Origin of the sequence: Okeania sp. SIO2F5, from assembly GCF_010692685.1 — a bacterium.
Classification (GTDB): domain Bacteria; phylum Cyanobacteriota; class Cyanobacteriia; order Cyanobacteriales; family Microcoleaceae; genus Okeania; species Okeania hirsuta.
Window position 1 is genome coordinate 178,225 of sequence record NZ_JAAHGU010000003.1, and the last position, 21,338, is coordinate 199,562.

Sequence of the window (21,338 nt, forward strand, 5' to 3'; positions counted from 1 at the left end):
ACTAAAAATGCAAGAAAATTGGCAAGTATTACTAAAGCAAAATATTAAAAACCAATACGTTCAAAACTCTCAAGAATGGGTTGATGTAAATATTTCCACATCAGGTTTGCTCAATTTAACTTTAGTTAGCGATCGCTTTTTTGGTTTATCCATCCCTCATCGGAAAGAACAAATTTCTAACTTATTAAAATCTCAAGTGCCTCATTTATCTCCTGGGTTTCTTTCCTTATATACACCTAAAGAAGCTGAATCACTAAATATTTCACCTCCACAAATTTCTGAGACATTCTCATTAGTAACTTGGCAAGATTTAGCTATCCAAGCAGCAAACCCACAAAATCAACCTCAACTACCCCAGAAAGAACCCAGTATACCCAGAACAGTGACATTTTATTCTTTTAAAGGAGGAGTAGGTAGGACTACTGCATTAACTCATGTAGCCTCAATTTTAGCAATGCGAGGCCGTAAAGTTGTAGCTGTTGATTTAGATTTAGAAGCACCTGGGTTAAGTACAGCATTTAACCTTAAAGAGCAGCCAAAATATGGAATTGTTGATTATTTCTATGAACGTTCTTATTTACCAGAAGGAGTAGAACCCAATATTTTAATTACAGACATATTTAGTGAAGTAAGAATACCTAACGCTAAAGGGAGATTATTTGTTGTTCCTGCTGGATATCTTAGTCTTGATTATGTGTCTAAAGTTGACGATCTTCATGCCACAACTGTTATAGATGGAGACAAAAATCTTTGGTCTATTTTTAAGCAGGAAATTCAAGAACAATTAAAACCAGATATTCTCTTAATTGACTCAAGAACTGGCATTAATCAATGGGGTGCTTTATCATTAATTCAAGCTGCTGATAAAGCAATTATTTTTCTTTTTCCTAATGAACAAAATAAACAGGGAATAGAGCTACTACTAGAATCTCTTCAAAGTCTGAAAAATTTATCCATTAATTTTGTTTTTTCTCCTGTACCTGATGTAACAAAGGGTAGTTTAGATAAAGTCAAAGAAATTTGGAAGCTATTGATTGAAAAGATAAAAAATGGAACAGATGAAAACTATGATACTGATGAAGAGGATTCAAAGACAAGTAACGATCAACCAGAAAATGATGGATTATTAGTAGTTCCTTACCTTGTACCAGTTGCCTTTGCTGATAGCTATCCAATACCAGAAATGCAAGATTACTATAGTAAAATTGCTAATCTAATTGATGAAAAAAATGATGAAATTCAACGCAGTAGTGTTTTAAATATTGTTGAACAAAGATGGGAAATTATTGAAAGTCTAGATTTTCCTGAAGTAAATGCCGCCGATCCAAAGCAAGATTTAAGCTTATTATTTCAGCGCACTACCGATTTTGACAAATTTTTAGATGATACAACCTGCCTAATTAGAGGAAAAAAAGGAACAGGTAAAACTGCCTTATATTGGTTATTTTTAAAACATCAAGAAGTGGCTCAAAAATTAGCTCGTGGACGCTTAGATAATACCTTATTTTTATCAGGACACGGTAGATTTCAAGAAAGTCGCCCTACCCGTGAAGAATTTCAAATTATTCATATAAATTTGCAGGAAAAGAATGGAACATGGGAAGCTTTTTGGAGAGCTTATCTACTATTTAGATGTTATCAGGAAGAATTACTAAAATTTCCCAGAGGTAATAAAGGTAAAGGAGTAAAGTTTAGCGAGCTGAAAAAAATAATTAATAATTTACCAAAAGATATATGGCAGTCTGAATCAACTAAAGCTTTATTAGAATTATCTACTAACTCTCAACTCATACTTACAGTTAAAGATGCAGTAAATATTATTCTTAATCAAGAGGCAAAAGAAAAGTCTCAAAAATTATGGTTTCTTTACGATGATTTAGATGAAGATTTTTCGGAAGCAGGAGAATTAAGACAACAAGCATTAACTGGATTATTTCAATTAGTTCAGTCTTGTGATGCAAGTAGACTAACAGAAATTAGATTTAAAATTTTCTTGAGAGAAGATATTTGGAATCGTTTAAGTTTTGATAATAAAAGTCATTTTACTGGAAGGGATATTATTTTACAGTGGAATCAAATAGACTTTTTACGTTTAGCGCTTCGTCAAGCAATACAATCTCAAGATTTCAAAAATTTAGTTGACCAAGTTTCTCCTGTTGCTGTTGAAAGTATAGATATAGCGAATGAAGAAGAGCTTGATAAAGCATTAGAATTACTATGGGGAAGTCGTCGTCGAAGAGGAAAAGTATCTCGATGGGTTTATGAACGCTTAACAGACTCAAGTGGCACGACTTTTCCTCGAAGTTTAAGTCTATTACTTGAAGGAGCAAAAGAACAAGAATTAACTTTCAGAGGAAAATCATTAACTCAAATCCGTACAGAGCGTCTACTGCAAGGAAAATCTCTAGAATTTGGGTTAAAAGAAGCATCAAAAAAGCGATGTCAAGAAATTAAAGAGGAATATCCCTATCTAATTAATTTCTTTGATTCTCTTAAGGGAAAATTAGCTTTTTTAACAAAAGAAGAATTACAAGAAATATGGCAGAACTTACCAGAGAAAATTCTAGAAAATTTTGAAGAGTTTATTTCTTTGATGGGGGAAATAGGAATTATTGAATTTTGGGAAAAAGAAAAACGCTATAAATTTGCAGATATATATGTTTATGGCTTTGAAATAATTCGCCAAGGTACAGTATAGAAATTTCTATCTGCCAAATTTGCCTAAGTCTTATTAGTGAATTATCTCAATTTGTGCTGAGAAAATGAAAAAATAAAATCTCTATAATCTGGATTCAGAAAAGCATCAGAAAAGTGATGTGAAAAAATTCTAGAGGAATATCCCTATCTAATTAATTTTTTTGATTCCCTTCAGGGAAAACCAGCTTTTTTAATCAAAGAAGAATTACAAGAAATATGGCAGAATTTGCCAGAGAAAGTTCGAGAAAATTCTAGAAAATTTTGAAGAGTTTGTTTCTTTGATGAGGGAAATAGGAATTATTGAATTTCGGAAAAAAGAAGAACGCTTATTAGCACTCAGCTTTTAGCTGTTTCATAAATAATGAATATACACTCTCCCTTGTCAAGGTCAGTTTTTTCCAATACTTTGAATTCTCCTTAAATCTATTAATACTAATTCCTCCTCAAAAAGCAATAAATTAATAACTGATAGCTGAGTGCTGAATACTTACGGATTATCTCAATTTTTGCTGAAAAAAGGAAACTCATTACAAATATCCCACCGCTTACCATTATGAATTAATAAAGTTAACTGAGAAGCTGTAAATTCAAAGTCAAGCGATCGCTCCCGAAATTCTAACCAAGCTGCTCTAAAATTCTGTTTAGTTAAGTCTCGAAAAGCTACAGTAACATGAGGAGAAAAAGGTCGAGTTTTAGAAGCGGGATGCACAATTCCTAAAGTAGTTTCTGTAAATCCAATTAAGTCTTTTTGTATTTTTAAAAGTTCTGGAGTTTTGACAACATTAATATAGATAACACGAGGTGGAAAAGCAGCAAATCCAGATAAAGTAATGGGAAAAGCAGAGCAATTTTGAACAAAAGTCTCTAAAGACTCCTGCAAAAGAGCTAAATTTTCAGTCGGCCATTTAAAAGGAGGCTGTAAAGTAATATGAGGCACAGACTTTAAAGCATGACTGCTATTATATTCTCTAGCAAAATATTCCTTAATTTCAGTTACTTGGTTTTGAATATTTTCCGGTGGCACAAGAGCCACAAATAATAAACGTTTTGATAGGCCCATAAAATTCAAAATTTAAAAAATAAAATGCCTTGGTTTGCCAAAATAGAAAAAGGTATAGTCGAAAAAACCATATTTGACCAGTATGTACCAGCTCATAAAGCTTATGTCCAAGAATTAATTGCTAAAGGACATAAAGCTAAGACTGGTTACTGGAAAAACCATCAAGGAGGAATGTTACTATTCGAGGCCAAATCTATGGCAGAAGACCAAAAAATAGTGGCCGAAGACCCCCTCATCAAAAATAATTGTGTCACTTATGAAATTTATCAGTGGTGTATAGTTGCAGAATAAAAATTTGTGTTATAGTAGAAAACGATTCGGACCAGCGCGACTAGAACGCCTAAACCTTGTCAGGACCGGAAGGTAGCAGCAACACGGGATGCTTGTAGTAGGCGTTGACTCCGGGTCACCCAACTAAATGTCACGAGGGGTCTCCCGTTATACCCGTTAACCATAACGAGAGGGGAATAACAACCCGCAAAAAAACGAGTAGCGTTCTTTAGTTGACAAGGTAGCTTAAGCATTCTAAGTTCAGACAAGTTAGGAGTAGCGGCAATACGCACCTGACTGCTGAATCTAGACGACCAAAAATATGGGGTTCAACTGGTGAAGTCCTGGTAATTCCGTATTTGAGGTAAAATTCCCTGAAGGTTGATTAACTATTGTTGATTTGCTAATATTTATTCACATAAATTCATATACGTTGATATAGTTATACCGATATAGTTGCATAGATTGTGCTATAATCATGTGCAGACAGAGTAGTTTATGGTGCACGCACCAGGCCACTATGTAACCGCTATCCTGATAAGTTACCCCTAGCATGGTCAAGTAATTAAAACTTCTGCGAACGTCGATAACCAAGACGATGTAAGTGTTTAAAAAGCGTCTACAGGTTTTCTTGTAGACTTTGGGAGATACCCCCTCAGCAGGCTATCTTGCTGTGCATTGTTAACATTTGTTAGCAAAATCGTATCGGAAACCAGGTGAGTACAGAACTTTTAGTACAAGACAGCGGTGGGTCTCATCGTTGCTGCCTGTGGAGGCTTAGACATTAGTCAGCCAGGGAAGCAGGAATATCCATCCGTGAGGAGGAGAAACTTCCGCTATAATAGCGAGATTTAGCGGGAGATAACGTCACTTAACAGGAGCCAGGATATATTATGGATAATTTCGGAGGAATTATTCAAAGGGCGGTTTATCTAGGAGTGGGATTAGCCTCTTATGCAGGAGAGAAAGCTAACCAGAAATTGAATGAATTAAGAACAGAGACCCAAAAACTGGCAGATGAGATGGTTAAGCGTGGTGAAATGACTACGGAAGAGGGTCGTAAATTTGTCGAAGATATGATGAATAAAGCTATGCAAAAGCCAACGGTAGAATCATCTCCAGAAACAGGACCAAGGGAACCACGTCGTATAGAAATTCTTTCTGAGGATGACAGTTCATCAGAGTCAAACCAAGAAGTAGATAAAATGCGCCAAGAAGTGCATAAGCTACAGGATGAATTGCATCGGCTACAAAAAGATTAAATCTTAGGCCAAAATTAAGCTCTGCTCCAAGAGTTTAGACACCCTAGGTTTAAAGAGAAAAGCTCAAACAGATAATCATGGAAGACTGGTCAAAAAACTTGTTTGAAGTAATTGAAACTGCTGCATTAGAGGTAGAAAATTTCTTCAATGAAATGTCAGAAGAAATTTCTGAAGTATTTGATGAGTGGGGAAAGTTCTCGGAAGAGATTACTGAAGAAATACGTACTAACTTTATTGTAGAGATAGATGAGTATCTAAATGATTTAATAGATCCTATTATCGAAGTATACCTGGACTTAGATTTTGATGTGGGAGGGGAAGATATAGACTATTTTGTTGATCGTGTAGAACCAACAGTAGAAGAACATCCAGCTTGTAGGGGATGTAAGAATTATCATGGTCAAGTTTATGGCGGAAATTTATTAGTTTGTGGTATGCACCCTTATGGTGTAGAGGGAGAAACTTGTCCAGACTGGGAATCAGATAATAGTAATTTGAACTAAACCGAAGTAATAAATTTATTAGAATCAAAATTTTACGATTAATTTAGTTGTAAATTGGAACTATTTAGAAATCAGATTATTTTGACCATTCAGAGTTACTTTCTAAGCATTGAAAAACTAAAGAGACTTTACTCCTAAATGAAAGATCGAGGAAGTAGGATAGTCAAGTTATGAGTGAAGTAAATTCAGGGACTCTTTACATTGTTGGCACACCAATAGGCAATCTAGAAGATATAACATTTCGAGCAATTAAAACCCTACAAACAGTAGACTTAATAGCAGCAGAAGACACTCGCCACACCAACAAATTATTACAACATTTTGATATCCAAACTCCACAATTAAGTTACCATCAACATAACCAACAAAGTCGTATACCTGAATTAATCGAAAAATTACATCAAGGAAAAACAATTGCTCTAGTAACTGATGCAGGAATGCCAGGAATATCTGACCCTGGATATGAAATAGTAAAAGCTTGTGTTGGAGCAAATATATCCGTAGTACCAATACCAGGAGTAAGTGCAAGTATTACAGCATTAAGTGCTTCTGGACTACCTACCAATAAATTTATATTTATCGGTTTTTTACCAAGCAAAAGTAAACAACGTCAACAAGACTTAGAAATTTTACCAAATTTACAAGAAACCATAATTTTATATGAATCTCCTCATAAGCTAAAACAAACCTTGGAAGATTTAGCTAAAGTATTAGGTAAACAGAGAAAAATAGTCTTAGCTAGAGAATTAACAAAACTCTATGAAGAATTTTGGCGTGGTACAATTGGACAAGCAATTATTCATTATCAAACTAATAAACCAAGGGGAGAATTTACCCTGATTATTGCAGGAGCTGAACCAGATACACCAGTAATATCAGAAGATACTATTAAAGTAGAATTACAAAAACTTTTAGAACAAGGAATTTCGCGATCGCAAGCTAGTCGTCAACTGGCCCAAAAAACAAACCTATCCCGTCGCCAAATTTATCAAATAGCTCTAAAAATATAGTTAGGGTTTGCACTAAAAGTCTTTTAGTAGAGGCAGGAGACAGGAGGCAGGAGGCAGGAGACAGGAGGCAGGAGTAAGAATTGTAAGAATTATTTTTATGCCCAACCTTGCCTAAAATACTAACTTTTTGAGCGTTTTAGACGTGATACCAGGCACTGCAATTCGACCCCAAAAAGGCACTTGTTTTTTATATGTCAATGCTTTTAGATTTAATCAGCAAGCCCTAGTTATCAGCATTAAATATTAAGAAGATCAAAAAAAAATAGGAAGTCAATATCGAAAACAAGGTAAGATTGTATAACTTGAGTTCAACCTCAAGTTTACCAAAAAAAAATACACTCAAACATGAAAGTTTTCAAGGTACTGCAGGTTTCTGTAATTAAGATTACCGAGTCTCCGCTGAAGCTCTGTATTCAAGCAGAGGGACTGAGTGCAACTTCCGGATGGACAAATCCTCGTTTAGATAACTCAGCCGATCCTAATCCAGATGATTCTGTCCTAGAATTTAGTTTTGACGCTGATAAACCATCAGATGTTAGTCTTCCACGCTTAACGCCAATTATGGCTACTGTGGATTTTACACCGACTAATGGTGCAGATGCAGTAATTGTTTCAGCCCGTATTAATTCCATTACTGTTCATGCTGGTGAGTTTATCACACCTGGCCAGATAAGCTCTCAACCTACAACATTGGCGTATGGAGAAGAAGAGCCTCAAGCCACCACATTGGCAGTAGGAGAGGAACAACCAAGTACACGAGCATACGGAGAGGAAGGCCCTCAACCAACAACATATGCATATGGAGAAGAAGGTTCTCAACCAACAACATATGCATATGGAGAAGAAGAATCTCAAGCCACGACATTAGCAGTAGGAGAGGAACAACCTCCTCAACCAACAACATATGCATATGGAGAAGAAGAATCTCAAGCCACGACATTAGCAGTAGGAGAGGAACAACCTCCTCAACCAACAACATATGCATATGGAGAAGAAGAATCTCAAGCAACTACATTGGCAGTAGGAGAAGAACAACCTCCTCAAGCAACGACATTGGCATATGGAGAAGAAGGTTCTCAACCAACAACAAAGGCTGTAGGGGAAGAGGGACCAACGACAATGGCAGTTGGTGAAGAGAGTGGTCCTTTTGGTCGGTACTAATGATTAAATCAGGAGATGATGGGTGTTTGCTAGTTGCAGGTGGGAGGCTAGATCCGAATCTAACTCGACTAATTGAAATTGCTAAAAGTCAAGAGGTTCCTGTTTGCGAGGTATGTCATGGGCAAGAAGATAGTCCAGAGTTTTCATGGCATCTTACCCAGGGACAACCTACAATAAAAGACCTAGTTGTATCGGCAACTGGAGCGTTTATTCGGTATGACGTTTTTGGTAATTTGAGCACTCCCAAATCTGGAGCATCACAACGGGCGTCCGGTTGGTATCAAACTCTCTATGGTTGGTTACTCTCACAACCTAAGATCCGTTTGTTTAATCGTAACCATTTACCTGCGGTTGGCAATAAGCCAGCAATGCTAATTTTAGCCGAAGAGTTAGGGTTACTCATCCCTGATACTTTGATTACAAACGAAGCCGAGGAATTAGGCCAATACCCTGTGGGGAGTGCAATTGCGAAGCCAGTTGCAGGGGGTGATTTTTGTTATTCCCTAGAACAATTGCATTCCTCTATCCAATTTCGGAATGGTTGTGCAGCAATGCCAGCTATTGTACAAAATAAATTAGTCGCGCCAGAAATTCGGATATATATAGTAGGAAATTTTGCCTTTGCTTTTGAAATTCGTAGTCAGCATCTAGATTATCGGGTTCAACCAGATGCGGAAATCATTCCTCTTGCAACACTGCCAGATGAAGTGGAGTTATTACGAAAGTTCATGGCAAATTTAAGGATGGATTTTGGAGCCGCTGACTTCAAAACAGATCCAAAAACGAAGAAACTTGTATTTTTAGAACTGAATAGTTCACCGATGTTTGTTAGGTTCGATCAAGTGGTCAAGGGGTCTCTATGTGAGGCGATGATTGAGACCTTGATAGGATAGGGGCAAACTACAGAAGAAAAAAATGGACATAGTTAGAAATTTACTGTAATATTATCAGATTACATCTACATTATATGAGGAACGCGATCGCTTTTTGGTATAAAAAACTGTGAACTCAATAGACTCTTTCCTGAAACGCTTTGAACACTTTGGCGTTGAGCTTGGTCTGGAACGCATCTACCAACTCTTGGATAACTTAGGAAACCCTCATCAACAAGTACCCATTATTCACGTTGCGGGGACAAATGGTAAAGGTTCTGTCTGTGCTTACTTATCTTCGATCCTCACAGCAGCGGGATATAAAGTTGGACGTTACACTTCACCCCATTTAGTAGACTGGACAGAACGTATTTGCCTTAACGAACAACAAATTTCTCCGACTAAACTAGAAGAGTTATTGGAAGAAGTAGAAGCAGCTATTAATCCAGAAGAAGCTTCACCCACTCTGTTTGAAGTTATTACTGCAGCAGCTTGGTTATATTTTGCTCAACAAGAAGTAGATGTAGCAGTTGTAGAAGTAGGGTTGGGAGGAAGACTAGATGCCACAAATGTTTGTCAGCAACCAATGGTAACTGTGATTACTTCAATTAGTTGGGAACATTGGCAAAGGTTAGGTCCAACTTTGGCTGATATTGCTGGTGAAAAAGCAGGTATTCTCAAACCAGGATGTCCTGCTGTAATTGGGAAATTACCACCAGAGGCAGAAAAAGTAGTACAAAAGCGAATTAATGATTTGGAATGTCCCGCAGTTTGGGTAACACCTGCTGAATTATTAGAGGGGAGTAGGGAAAATGATTCTCTACCAATAGCTAATTATCAAGGTATTGAATATCCACTCCCATTACTTGGAGATGTACAGTTAATAAATTCAGCGATCGCTATTGCGACAATTCATATCCTGGAAAAACAGGGTTGGCAGATTTTTCCAGCAGCAATTAAAGAAGGAATAGCTAATACTAAATGGCCTGGGCGTTTGCAATGGACAAAATGGCAAGACAGTAAATTATTGATTGATGGTGCTCATAATACTGCTGCTGCCCAAGTATTGGGTAGATATGTCAGGACACTTAATTACCAATCTATCAGTTGGGTTATGGGTATGCTCTCAACTAAAGAACATTCAGAAATTTTTCGCGCTTTGATTAGACCGGGCGATCGCTTGTACCTAGTCCCTGTGCCAGACCATAGTTCGGCTGATACGGGTCAGCTTACTACTATAGCTAAGAATATTTGCACAAAATTAGCATTCTGTCAAGCTTACCCCAATTTAACAACTGCCATGGGAAAGGCTGTGGCTGAAAGTGAAAATCTGATTGTTTTATGTGGTTCTCTGTATTTATTAGGACACTTTCTAGCAACTAGCCGGAACTAAAGACCCTACTACTGAAATTTCTGTTTTTGTGTTTGTTAAAGACAGATATTTATGAAAAATTGCCTCAATTTTTTCTGGGTTTATTGGTTTATTCATAAATTCAGAACACCCTACAAACTGAGCACGAACCCGGTCGATTATACTATCTCTCCCAGTGAAAATTACTATAGGAGTATTTTTTAAATGAGGCACTCTACGAAGTTGGCTACAAATTTCATAGCCATTAGCAATAGGCATTTCTATGTCTAAAAATACTAAATCTGGTTGTATTTCTATGAGACTAGACACAGCTAATGTAGACTTTTGAATTCCTATAAATTTATAGCCTCTTTTTGTAATAATTTTCCCCATAATTTGACTAATTATGGGGCAATCATCAATACAAACTACTAATTTTTTCTGGCTCTTTATAATAGTTTCTGGTAATAATGAATTTTGTGTTTGAATCTCTTTTGCTTGACTCTTTACTACATCAATTTTCACTACATATAATGCAGGTATATCAGGCACATCAGTCAATTGAATTATTTCTTGACTCACATAATTCATCAAGATTTTAGTCAGACTTAATAAATTCTGCTTTAAGTAAAAAGCCAAATCTCGCAATGTCAGTTGTTTACTAATTAATGCCTGAAATTTTTGGTAAATTAGAGTAGATGTGTGTTGTTTTAGAGTTTCAGGTTTGTTCAATAGAGGTGATAAATTGGGAGAGTAGTTGTGTAAATTTGCCTCACACCAACCTTGCCATATTGGTTTAACTTTTTCAAAAGCTTCATAGATACTCAAACGAAAAATTGGTTGTTTCATTTCCGCTTGTAGATGACAAGTGAGAGAAGTAATTTGTAAATTATCTAAATTATCTTGCTGAATTAAATCAAACAATACTTCTATCAGAGTGTTGTTAATTATATTTATAGCTTGTGAAAGTGATATTTTTTCTTGTTTAAGTAGATTATTAACTATGTAATATTGCCTGCTTTCACAAACATCATGGGTATAGAAACTTAGAGTTTCCAGAGAAATAGAAGGGCAAAATTGAGTTAAATTTCTACGCTATCTTCGTCAAGCGCTATTACCACCTGTTGCCCAAGTTAGACATCCTCGATGAAAATATAATTGCCACTGTTGTTCTTCTGTATTCTGAAGTTCTAACTTACCACTAAATTGTTTAGGTATCAGACGGATTAAATGTTTAAAAAATATCGCTGTAGTTTGTTTTGTTTTAGTAATCATTTTAATGCTCCATCAATGCAGTCCTGATTGGCGATATTCTTAAGATTATACTTCTAAAAAGATTAACATCCGTCATTTTACTGAATCTTAATTAAAATTTTATTCAGATTATCGCTATGGTACTAAGGAAATTTAGGAAAAAATTAATTGTTGACCAGAAGATAATCGTTTTTGATGATGGTTTTCTTCAGAAGAGAAACTTGAGCCGTTGCTAATCTTTTCCCCTGTGCAGAACCAGGGTAAGCTCATCTAAAAGAGGGTTGACATAAAGTATTGATAATAGTCATCATGTAATTGTTGTTTATAGCAGCTTGCTTCATTTTTTGACGAAGACTGCGTTTAAATATAGCAATGTGCGCTGGCATATTTACACATTATTTTTGTAGACCTGTTCTAGACTGCACTTTGAGCTGGACATTGTAAATACCTGAGCGCACATTGCTATATTTTCTCTTGATGGAGAACATCAAGTACCAATCGTCTCAGAAGAGTGAAGTTGTGTAGACTATGCTTCGATTTAATACGACATTAATATTCAGAAAAAGTGACATCAACTGTTCAATTAAGATTGTTTTAATTGACAACTTCTTATGAATTTTAAGATTTATTTGACCTTTAAGTTTTTTTTTCATGTTGGCTTTAGTCTTAGCTTAGTAGGACTTACTGCTTGCCAAACATTATCAGATCCCAAAGAAGGAATTACTCACCAAACAATTAGACTAGGTTCTATCCTCGCTTTAGAAGGACAAGAAGAGATTTTAGGCAATAGGATGAAATCTGGTTTAAAAGCTGCACTTGATAACCAATTAGTACAGGCAAAAAAAATTAAGTTAATCTTTGAAAATGATTATTATGAACCTTCAGTTGCTCACAAAAAAACACAACAGTTAATTCAATCTGGTATTTTTTTAATGATTGGAAATGTTGGTACACCGACCGCAAAACAAACATTGCCAATTTTAAAGAAAAATAATATTCCTGCCATTGGTTTTTATACTGGTTCTGAACTTTTGCGATCGCCATCTCAACTAATTATTAATTATCGTGCGAGTTATGCACAGGAAATAGAAGCTGTAGTTAAAATGGCTTTAAATGCTGGGGTAAAACCCTATGAAATCTGTGCTTATGTTCAAGATGACAGCTATGGTATATCGGGATTAAAAGGAGTCAGACACGCTTTAGTAAAAGCACAGGTTGAAGAGAATATATTACGTCCCTATGACCAAGTTTTAGAGTATAAAGAAAAGGGAAATGAAGACAATCCTTTCCTTAGCCCCGTAGGATTTTATCCCCGTAATACTCCCTATGTAAAAGAAGGTTATAACTCATTAAAAAAGTGGGAAAAAAACACAGGAAGAAACTGTAGATTAGTCGTTACAGCAGGAACTTCTACTAATATCGCACGATTTATTAAGTTAGCTCAAGAGAAAAGAGAGGATTGGGTTATTTCCTCCCTATCATTTGCTCATGCAGAAGAATTACAGTTCGACTTAGAAGAATACGGTATCAAAGACAAAGTGATTCTCACAGAAGTTGTTCCCTCATTAAACTCCGATCTACCTATTGTTCAAGAAGCAAAATATCAGCTAAAAAACGAGTTTGATCGTGTATCTTTAGAAGGATATATTGTAGGAAAAATGACTTTAAAAATTCTCCAAACAATACCAGGAGAAATCAATCGTGATAGTTTTTTAAAGCAGGTTACTATTTCCCAATTTGATCTAGGTGGTGTTTCAATTGATTTTACTCAAGGCAGAACTCAGTCCTCTGACCTAGTTTTAATAAATGTTTTGACTCCTCAAGGATTTAAACATTTAAAGCCAGATAAATTAAGGGATATATTTCAATAATTATTGATTCTTATTGGTTTATTTATCGGAAAAATAACTAATGGATAAAAAAGAAAAAAATTTACTAGCAGAAATGAGTAATCCTGAGTCTCTCAATTCTGAAAAATCTAAAAGCAGTCCTGAAAAGGCTAGATTAAAAGAACCTAAACTATTGAAGCCCATTTCTATTGTAGACACAAAAATTTCTGATTTTGTTGAATGGCTGCAAGATGTGTCTTTATTTAAGTTAACGGTTATTTTAAGTGAGAGCGCACTGTTGTTTGCCGTGGTGTCTTATGTAATTACCATACCTAATCGAAAAACACAGGAGATACAAGAAGCTCGAAAGGTTCTGCGTGAAGAATCTGGCCATGAATATAGTGATGGACGGATTGCTGCCCTGAAAGTTTTAAATAATAAAAGTTGCCAAGGTAATCCAGGACTAAAAGCACCTAAAGCAAAAATGCCTAATCTTACCCTTAATCCTTGCCAATCTTTATCTTTCAGTCAGGGTTCACAGAAAGTTAATAAATATTCAATGGATCTCTCCCATTCAAATTTAGAAGAAGCTGATCTCTCAGGTGCAAGTCTTGTCGGAGTTAATTTACGAGGGAGTAATCTCCAGGGTGCAAATTTGGCCAAGGCTAATTTAAAAGGTGCGGATCTAACGGGTGCCCAATTACAGGGTGCGAATTTAGCACGAGCCAACTTAAAGAAAGCCATACTCCAAGATAGTAATTTAGATAATAGTAATTTGTATGGAGCTAACCTTCAGGCAGCCAATTTCTCCGAAGCTAGTCTAGTCAAGATTAGAGCCTTATGGGCTAATTCCCGTGATGCTATTTTTCATCGAGCCAACTTACAATCAGCGAATTTTAATCGAGCAGATTTAAGGGGGGCTGATTTTTATAAAGCTAATCTAGAGAATGCCACCTTGCGTTTTGCCGATTTAAGTAGCATGACTAACGCCACACGAGCGCAATTAAAACCCACTAATCTGCGAGAAACCGAATTAAAAGGGGCCGATTTGTGGGGAGCAAAAATTTGGTCAAAATTTCAAATTAAACGGGCTAAAAATTGGCAGGAAACTACTAAGATGCCTAATTGGGAGCAGATGGAACAAGAACGATTACCTCGTTTACGGATAGCTTTGCTCAAACCAGAAACTTCTCAAAGTCTTTCCGATGCCTATGAATTGGGGATGCGTCGTGCAGCTAACCGTCGTGTGGAAATTTGGGGTATTCCTCATTCCAGTGGTGTGGAGAACGAAGCCAAAATAATTAAGCAGTTGATCGATGATGGTATGGATGGGATTATCTTAACACCTGAAGATCCCGTTGACTCACTTCCTGCGCTGAAAAAGGCTAGCGATGCTGGAGTGGCTATTATCACTGTAGATTTCTGCTTCGATTTTATCAAAGCAGAAGATTTAGCCATTGCTTGCTTTAATACAAATAGTTTCCAAATGGGCTATGATTCAGGCCAATACATAGCACAATGGACTCAAAAGAATTTACTGCCCAATTCCTCCTCAAGACAATCGGTTCAAATTGCCTTGGTTGATGGTGCTGTCTACGATCGCTACTACCCCTATCTTCAAGGGGTATCAAAAGCGATAAATGAATCGAATGTCTCGTTTGAAATTGTTGACTCCGTTAGCGTTACTTCTACCAGGGATATTATAAAGGTTAAAAAACTACTTAAAAATAATCCTAATGTTCAGATACTTTGGGGAGGGTCAAATCTAGCAACGGAGACTGCACTTACAGCAGTGACAGAATCTGGTTTGAATAACAAAGTTAAGGTTTTTGGGGTTTTAGACCTGTCGAAAGAGAAAGCAGAAATGTTACTAGATGCCAATAGTCCTTTAGAGTTGATTATCGATCAGTCCGGTCTTCAGATTGGTTCTGATGCTGTTAAAAAAACAATTTCTGTCTTGAGAAAAAAAAGGTCAGGAGCAGATTATCGGGTTTACCCCGTTAAGCATCGTCTATTAACTCAAGATGACCCAGACACTGTACGTGATTTTCTCAAGGAATATGGCTGGTTCTAACGGTAGTCTCACAAAAGGGCGTTGGTAAATCAAGAGATGAAACTTTAAGAGTAATCTGTTTCTGATACCTTTAAATAGGGTTTGCTGAAAAAGTCCTGTGAGCGAGGGTAGGAGTCAGGAGTCAGGAGTCAGGAGTCAGGAGTCAGGAGTCAGGAGAAATGGGAATGAGCGAGGAGGTAGGAGTAAGAATTGTCCCTTAATTTTTCTGCCATAGTCAGCCCAAAATACTAGCTTTTTGAGCGTTTTCAACTGAAACAAGCGCACTTTTTTCGACCCTCAAAAGGCTAAAACCTTTATATATAAATACTTTGATAATTAATCAGCAAGTCCTAAATATTTTACCAGAGTCAGTGATGGGTATTACCCCTAGTAGAAAATCATCTTGCTAATTACCAATGCCCTTTTTTCCTGTCTCCTGACTCCTGTCTCCTGACTCCTCCCTAATTATTTATAAATGTTTAACCGGACATAATATTACTACTTTAAGAATTCCCAATTTTAAACCTGAAAAACTATAAATTATCCCACTCAGACGCCGCATCAGCTATGGCCTGATCAACAGTTTTCTCTGCCAACATAGCCGCCTGTAAATTTTGAGAAATAATCTGTTTCAACTCATTCAAATTTTTAACTTGTGGAAGTAAAACTTCTGCTTTCAGCATTTGATTAGCACTAATAATTCGAGCTTTATCTTGAGTAGAAGCATTAGAAGGAAGATTTTGAAAATAATTATTCTCTAAAGTCTGAGTTATAGAAGGTAGAACATTAGTTTCTTGAGTAAAAGCAGTTTGATTTTGATTATTAGTGATAAACAAAGCAAATTTCAGCGCTTGGTCTGGTAGTTTAGTATTACTAGAAATAGCTAAATTCATTAACATCATACTCTTTTTACCAGTTTCACCCGTAATTTGAGATACAGGTTCTGATGCTTGTCCAATATCCGGTGTATTTTCAGATATTGCCTCGATCGCTTCTGAACCAGAAAACAACATAGCTATTTCTCCAGCTTGATATAAATCTATACCAGCTTGAATCCCTTTTGTCAATACTTCCTTTGGTAATAGCCCATCTTGATATAAATCAACCCAATACTTGAATACTGTCTGACCAGTTGGAGTATTAAAAGCAGCCTTTCCATCAACATCTATCAGTGTCACTCCCATCTTGCCAAAAGACTCTAATACCTCTGAAAATTCTTCTGGTAGAAAAGAAATAAAAAATGCGTACTTATCAGTTTTTTCTTTAATCTGTTTAGCCACCTCTGCTAACTCTGAATAATTTTTGGGAGGTTGCTCTAGTCCTGCTTGTTGAAATAGCTGAGAATTATAAATAGTTATATTTGTTGTGGCATACCAGGGGATACCAAAACTTTTATCATTAATCTGACTAGCTTGCCAAAGATTAGATAAATATTCATTCTTAACCGAATCTGATAAAATAGTATCCAAATTTAACCAAGTATTAGGTTCAGTCAATAAATGTGCAAAACTTGAATTAAGATTAACAACATCTGGAAGAGTTTCTGTCAAAATAGCACTCTCAATTTTGCTTTCCATCTCCGACCAAGGTACATCAACCCATCGCACCGATAAACCTGGATTATCTGCTTCAAAATCAGCAATCAACTGATTAAAATAATTTGTAAATTGAGGTTGAAGCTGTATCGTCCAAAACTTAATTTCTTGAGTATTTAAGTTAGGAGAGAGAGTGGTGCAACTAATCAAAAATGTTAAGATTAGTCCGAAGATAGCAAATAGTCTAAAACGTTGCCATTTAACAATGTAAAACATTTGATGAAATCTATAAAAGTATCTGAAATATAGTTATTTGATTGAAGTTATGATAATTTTTGCACCTTCCATTATCAAGGAAAAATAAAATTATATAATAATTCTAAATTACTATATTTTTGTCTATTTATAGTAGAGGTTTTATCAATATATAAAATTTAACTTTGAAAGGTGATTCAGGAATTAATTTTGGGGGAAAACAGTTAATAGCTTATAGCAGTTTTCATTAACATAGAATACAGAGATTTTGGCTTAAAGGCAGAAGGCAGAGGGCAGAAGGCAGAAGCAATGCAAGTCTACCTTTGTGAACACCGCTATAAATTGAGAATAGTAAAAAATTATAAGATTAGTTTTTAGTAACTGAATCTAAATAATTTGCTCGTAAAAAAACATTGTTTTACATTAAATTTAAGCTGTAAAATGATACTTTTTAAAATCACTTAACTCTCTATAAAATATAAGCAATCTAGTTTTAATTCGGAAAAATATAAGCAAAATTAATTATATAATTTTATGGTAGACTAAATAGCTTATACAAAATTAAACTGAAGTTGCATAGAATAATATTTTAATCAGAACTGACTGTAGAGCGAGACAGAAAAGTTAATAAATTTCATAATTCTGTGTCGCCTCACGTAAAATTGGTATTATACCTAACGCCCAAAAATGAACACCTAATCCTAATCCTGTGTCGCCTCAGATAAAATTGGTATTAGACAAATATTGATTGTCTATTAACAAGTCCATCATTGACTCTTCACTATTGAGTTATAAGTTCACTGTTTCTCACTCCAATAGACAATTTTTTTGCTAATTAAACGGATTTAATATTAATTGTTTGGAGTAGATTAGAATCAAGAGTATCGCGGACTTCTTTGAGCACAGAATTGGCAAATACAGTTTCAATACTGAACCACTTTTACCAATCGCTGATAACTGCTCACTTTTTTTAACTATATTTGGTTTTCCCTTGGCCATAATTGGGAGATACAGTTGAAATGCCGAAACACTTTTACCGATTACTGATAACTGATTCAAAGCATTTTTCAGAAATTAATGCTATTCTTGGAAAATGGAAAAAATCAGCATAACAAAAGTTATTAAATACTAAACACTAACTCTTGGAAAACAAAAAATCATAGTTAAGACTTTTGGTAGTTAGTATGAGTATTTTAATAGAAATCTGATAATAAACACAACTAACTATACCTTAATACTTAATTAACTTATAGATAGTATTGCCAAGATTATCATCATCAATTTATCAATAGTTTTTAACATTGTATTTCCAACCCTCACGTTTATTTGAAAAATTAGTGTGTACATTTTTGGTAAATCAAAATCCCCATCATACACCAGAATTTCGCAGTTCCTCTGCAAGAGGCGAACTGATTCAAAACTGCCATAATTTCTAGGTCTAGTCATGGCAAATTTAGAAAAACATATTTGTATTAAATTAAAATCAGGAGAACTATGGTTAATTACTTAAAAAAATTGTTAAAAAAAAAGCAACCAGGAATAGGAGTAGAGATAGGTCCAGAAAGAATTAATATTGCTGAAATCCGTAAACAAGGAGAGCAATTAAAGTTAGTAACCCTTGCCACAGCAGAAGTACCAGAAGATGTATTTTTAGAAGGTCAAATAGTTGATCCCCCTACAGTATCAGAGCTAATAGAGTCAGCTATAGAAGAAAACAATATAAAAACCAGAAGAGTAGCAACAGCAATTCCAGGCAGAGAAGCAGTAACTCGTGTAATACCTGTACCAGCAGAATTAAACGACCAAGAATTGCAAGATTATATGAATCAAGAAGCAGGTTTATACTTACCATTTCCCAGAGAAGAAGCAGATGTAGACTACCAAAAATTAGGAATAATAGTAGACCCAAATGATGATTTAGAAAAAGTACAAGTAGCCTTAGTAGCAACTAGAAAAGAAGTAACAGATAGCTACATAGAAGTATTCACCCAAGCAGGATTAGCAATAGACGTTTTAGAAGTAAGTAACTTTGCCTTAATCCGAACAGTAAAAGATATACTTCAACAATATGGACCCCAAGAAGCAACAGTAATAGCAGATTTAGAATTTGACAGTACTGAACTTGCTATCGTAGTAGATGGAATACCTCAATTTAACCGGACAATTCCCATTGGTACTTATCAAATGCAATCTTCCTTAAACGAAGCAATGAACTTACCTCCGACCAGAGATACTACCGAACTACTGGGAATGACCGTTCCAGTATTAGATACAATGGGAGTCACAGGCAACGAACCCAACCCTGGAACCAATGCCTTACTAAAAGTATTAGCAGAATTAGGGGATGAACTGCGACGCTCAATAGATTTCTATCTCAATCAATTTGAAGATTTGGAGGTGGCACAATTATTATTAACAGGATCGGGTGCAGCAATAGGACAAATAGATGACTTTTTTATGCAACGTTTAAGTTTACCCGCATCTAAAGTCGATCCAATAGAAACTTTAGCCCTAGAAATAGAACAAGAAATTCCACCAGAACAACGTTCAAGTCTAGGAGTCGTATTAGGTTTAGGATTAAGAGAGGTTTAAATTAATTATGTATGGCTTAGATATAAATTTTCTTAACGATCGCCCAGAATATAAAAAAGATATTCCCAAACCAGTAAGTGGTGGTGGACTATCACTAGAAGACCCCAGACCAATTCTGATTGGGGCAGCAGTAGCAGTAGCAGTTAATGGTCTAGTTGCAGGTGGATGGTTCTATCTCAATCGAGTAAACACCAAATTACAGGCAGACCTAGACAAATTAAATGCCGAATTGAGCAAACTAAACACTCAAATTAAAGATATAGAAGCAATCAAAGAAAAAACTAAGACATTTAAAGCAGAGGCAAAAGCCTTAGCAACAGTTTTCGACCAAATTAAACCATGGTCAGCTTTATTGGGAGAATTTGGCACCCTCATACCTAACGGGGTCAAAATAGCTAGTATAGAACAAAAAGAACCAAAAATAGTTGCTCCAGCAGCACCTCCAGCAAGTAAAAAAGCTCCAAAAGGGGATAAAAAAGAACAGGCAGCAGCACCCCCAAAACCAACAGCAACTATATCATTTTCTGGGACAGCAGATTCTTATGGTCAAATTAATGACTTTTTATTGCTACTGCAAAACTCCCCATTTTTCCAAGGAGAAAAAACCAAACTAATTAGTGCTGCGAAAAAACCTAATCCAACCAGACTAGAATTACAAGAATCTAGGTCAACTTTAGCCCCGGATATACCAGAATTACCACAAGTAGTTGAATATAAAATCGAAACAAATCTCAGCCCCTTAGGCGCATCAGAATTATTGCCTCAATTAAAAAGTCAAGGAGCAATTGGATTAGTAGATAGGATAGAAATATTAACACAAAAAGGAGTATTTTAAAAATGGTAGTAGCAAATGAATGGAATCCAGAATTAGAAGAACAAGAAGTAGGGAGTCCGAAAATATTCGGTATCTCACTCAAAGACCCCAGATTTATCGGAGCAGTTATTGGCGTTGTCGGATTAGGAGCAGCAGGGTTTTTAGGATATAGTCATTTCAAACCAGCAATTGAAAAAAGTGCGACATTAAGAACAGAAATAGAGACAGCAAAAAACACTATAAAAGAACAGAAAAAACAAATAAAAGAACGACCAAAAGCAGAAGCAGAAAGGGCAGAAGCTGAGAAACAAAGAGAAGACGTAACCAGCTTATTTGCCAGTGAAAAAACCATGAAAACTCTGCTGTACGATATGAATAAACTGATCGATCAAATTAATACAGGAATTAGTAATGAAGACCGACAAGCCAAAATGATTAAATTTGAACCAGTGGAGTCAAAAGATGGCAACTATATAGTTAACGATAATTCATTAGGACCACTGGTAAATGGTAAATTAAAGCGACGAGAATTCAAAGTAGAATTTGAAGGAACTTATGCCCAAACAAGAGCCTTTATGATTGCTTTGGAGAGAATGCAAACATTACTGGTAGTAAAAAACTTAAACACTAAACTACAGCAAGGAAATCAGATTATCGAAGTTGAATGGAGACAAAATAGATTTATACCAGTCAGGCAACCAGAAAGTAGACTCAGAACATCCTTTGATATGCACGCTCTGTTGGCCTTAAGCAAACAAGAATCATTGGCTAAACCAGAACCTGCCAAACCAGAAAAGCAAAAAAAGAAAAGCTAACATAA

The 21,338-nt window shown here is 35.7% G+C and carries 17 protein-coding genes, 1 other RNA gene and 1 pseudogene; 14 read left to right on the top strand and 5 right to left on the bottom strand.

Features of this window, described 5'->3' with window-relative positions; translation table 11 throughout:
* Window positions 1-7: 7 nt before the first annotated feature.
* The gene (locus tag F6K27_RS01890; protein WP_287275372.1) at window positions 8-2,698 is read left to right on the top strand and encodes a P-loop ATPase, Sll1717 family; all 2,691 of its coding nucleotides are present in this window, start codon (window positions 8-10) and stop codon (window positions 2,696-2,698) included.
* Window positions 2,699-3,196: 498 nt separating this feature from the next.
* On the opposite strand, the gene F6K27_RS01895 is transcribed toward F6K27_RS01890, so the two are convergent.
* Complete coding sequence (locus F6K27_RS01895; RefSeq protein WP_124143011.1) at window positions 3,197-3,757, bottom strand: 2'-5' RNA ligase family protein; 561 nt, start codon at window positions 3,755-3,757, stop codon at window positions 3,197-3,199.
* A gap of 24 nt (window positions 3,758-3,781) precedes the next feature.
* Here F6K27_RS01895 and F6K27_RS01900 point away from each other — a divergent pair, with 24 nt between their 5' ends.
* The 8 genes from F6K27_RS01900 (at window position 3,782) to F6K27_RS01935 (ending at window position 10,228) form a co-directional block, all read left to right on the top strand.
* Window positions 3,782-4,048, top strand: coding sequence for a YciI family protein (locus F6K27_RS01900; protein ID WP_287275370.1), 267 nt, complete (start codon window positions 3,782-3,784; stop codon window positions 4,046-4,048).
* Window positions 4,049-4,071: 23 nt separating this feature from the next.
* An RNA gene (gene ffs / locus F6K27_RS01905) (signal recognition particle sRNA small type) lies at window positions 4,072-4,168 on the top strand.
* Between the two features lie 752 nt (window positions 4,169-4,920).
* Window positions 4,921-5,289: a phasin family protein gene (locus tag F6K27_RS01910; protein WP_287275368.1), complete on the top strand. Its 369-nt coding sequence runs from the start codon at window positions 4,921-4,923 to the stop codon at window positions 5,287-5,289.
* Between the two features lie 77 nt (window positions 5,290-5,366).
* A complete protein-coding gene (locus F6K27_RS01915) occupies window positions 5,367-5,792 on the top strand; it encodes a hypothetical protein (protein ID WP_287275366.1) in 426 nt (141 codons plus the stop codon).
* A 170-nt stretch (window positions 5,793-5,962) separates the two neighbouring features.
* Window positions 5,963-6,802 carry a 16S rRNA (cytidine(1402)-2'-O)-methyltransferase gene (gene rsmI, locus F6K27_RS01920; RefSeq protein WP_287275365.1) on the top strand — a complete coding sequence of 280 codons (840 nt, stop codon included), beginning with the start codon at window positions 5,963-5,965 and terminating at the stop codon, window positions 6,800-6,802.
* Window positions 6,803-7,147: 345 nt separating this feature from the next.
* On the top strand, window positions 7,148-7,963 hold the full coding sequence (locus tag F6K27_RS01925) for a hypothetical protein (protein WP_287284184.1): 816 nt from the start codon (window positions 7,148-7,150) through the stop codon (window positions 7,961-7,963).
* The gene (locus tag F6K27_RS01930; protein WP_287275361.1) at window positions 7,963-8,856 is read left to right on the top strand and encodes a RimK family alpha-L-glutamate ligase; all 894 of its coding nucleotides are present in this window, start codon (window positions 7,963-7,965) and stop codon (window positions 8,854-8,856) included. Before F6K27_RS01925 ends, F6K27_RS01930 begins: the two co-directional genes overlap by 1 nt.
* Before the next feature lie 109 nt (window positions 8,857-8,965).
* Window positions 8,966-10,228 (top strand): folylpolyglutamate synthase/dihydrofolate synthase family protein, encoded by a 1,263-nt coding sequence (locus F6K27_RS01935; protein WP_287275359.1) that lies wholly within the window; start codon window positions 8,966-8,968, stop codon window positions 10,226-10,228.
* Here F6K27_RS01935 and F6K27_RS01940 read toward each other — a convergent pair.
* From F6K27_RS01940 to F6K27_RS34275, 3 genes and pseudogenes are all read right to left on the bottom strand, one after another.
* A complete protein-coding gene (locus F6K27_RS01940; RefSeq protein ID WP_287275357.1) occupies window positions 10,208-11,110 on the bottom strand; it encodes a response regulator in 903 nt (300 codons plus the stop codon). The two genes, F6K27_RS01935 and F6K27_RS01940, sit on opposite strands and share 21 nt — an antisense overlap.
* A gap of 180 nt (window positions 11,111-11,290) precedes the next feature.
* Window positions 11,291-11,461, bottom strand: a complete 171-nt coding sequence (locus tag F6K27_RS01945; RefSeq protein ID WP_287275355.1) for a hypothetical protein — start codon at window positions 11,459-11,461, stop codon at window positions 11,291-11,293.
* 245 nt (window positions 11,462-11,706) lie between these two features.
* Window positions 11,707-12,019 (bottom strand): annotated as a pseudogene (locus tag F6K27_RS34275) (hypothetical protein); the annotation flags it as partial.
* A gap of 32 nt (window positions 12,020-12,051) precedes the next feature.
* On the opposite strand from F6K27_RS34275, the gene F6K27_RS01955 reads away from it, so the two are divergent.
* Window positions 12,052-13,311: an ABC transporter substrate-binding protein gene (locus F6K27_RS01955; RefSeq protein ID WP_287275353.1), complete on the top strand. Its 1,260-nt coding sequence runs from the start codon at window positions 12,052-12,054 to the stop codon at window positions 13,309-13,311.
* 40 nt (window positions 13,312-13,351) lie between these two features.
* Entirely contained in the window at window positions 13,352-15,343 is a 1,992-nt protein-coding gene (locus F6K27_RS01960) for a pentapeptide repeat-containing protein (protein WP_287275351.1), read from the top strand.
* Window positions 15,344-15,855: 512 nt separating this feature from the next.
* Here F6K27_RS01960 and F6K27_RS01965 read toward each other — a convergent pair.
* Entirely contained in the window at window positions 15,856-17,133 is a 1,278-nt protein-coding gene (locus F6K27_RS01965; protein WP_287275350.1) for a sugar ABC transporter substrate-binding protein, read from the bottom strand.
* Between the two features lie 1,473 nt (window positions 17,134-18,606).
* Here F6K27_RS01965 and pilM point away from each other — a divergent pair.
* Genes pilM through F6K27_RS01980 form a run of 3 tightly spaced genes read left to right on the top strand, consistent with a single transcriptional unit; the run spans window position 18,607 to window position 21,333 of the window.
* The gene (gene pilM, locus F6K27_RS01970; protein ID WP_287275349.1) at window positions 18,607-19,704 is read left to right on the top strand and encodes a type IV pilus assembly protein PilM; all 1,098 of its coding nucleotides are present in this window, start codon (window positions 18,607-18,609) and stop codon (window positions 19,702-19,704) included.
* 7 nt (window positions 19,705-19,711) lie between these two features.
* Window positions 19,712-20,539: a PilN domain-containing protein gene (locus F6K27_RS01975; protein ID WP_287275347.1), complete on the top strand. Its 828-nt coding sequence runs from the start codon at window positions 19,712-19,714 to the stop codon at window positions 20,537-20,539.
* Window positions 20,540-20,541: 2 nt separating this feature from the next.
* On the top strand, window positions 20,542-21,333 hold the full coding sequence (locus F6K27_RS01980) for a pilus assembly protein PilO (protein ID WP_287275345.1): 792 nt from the start codon (window positions 20,542-20,544) through the stop codon (window positions 21,331-21,333).
* The last annotated feature ends 5 nt before the right edge of the window (window positions 21,334-21,338 follow it).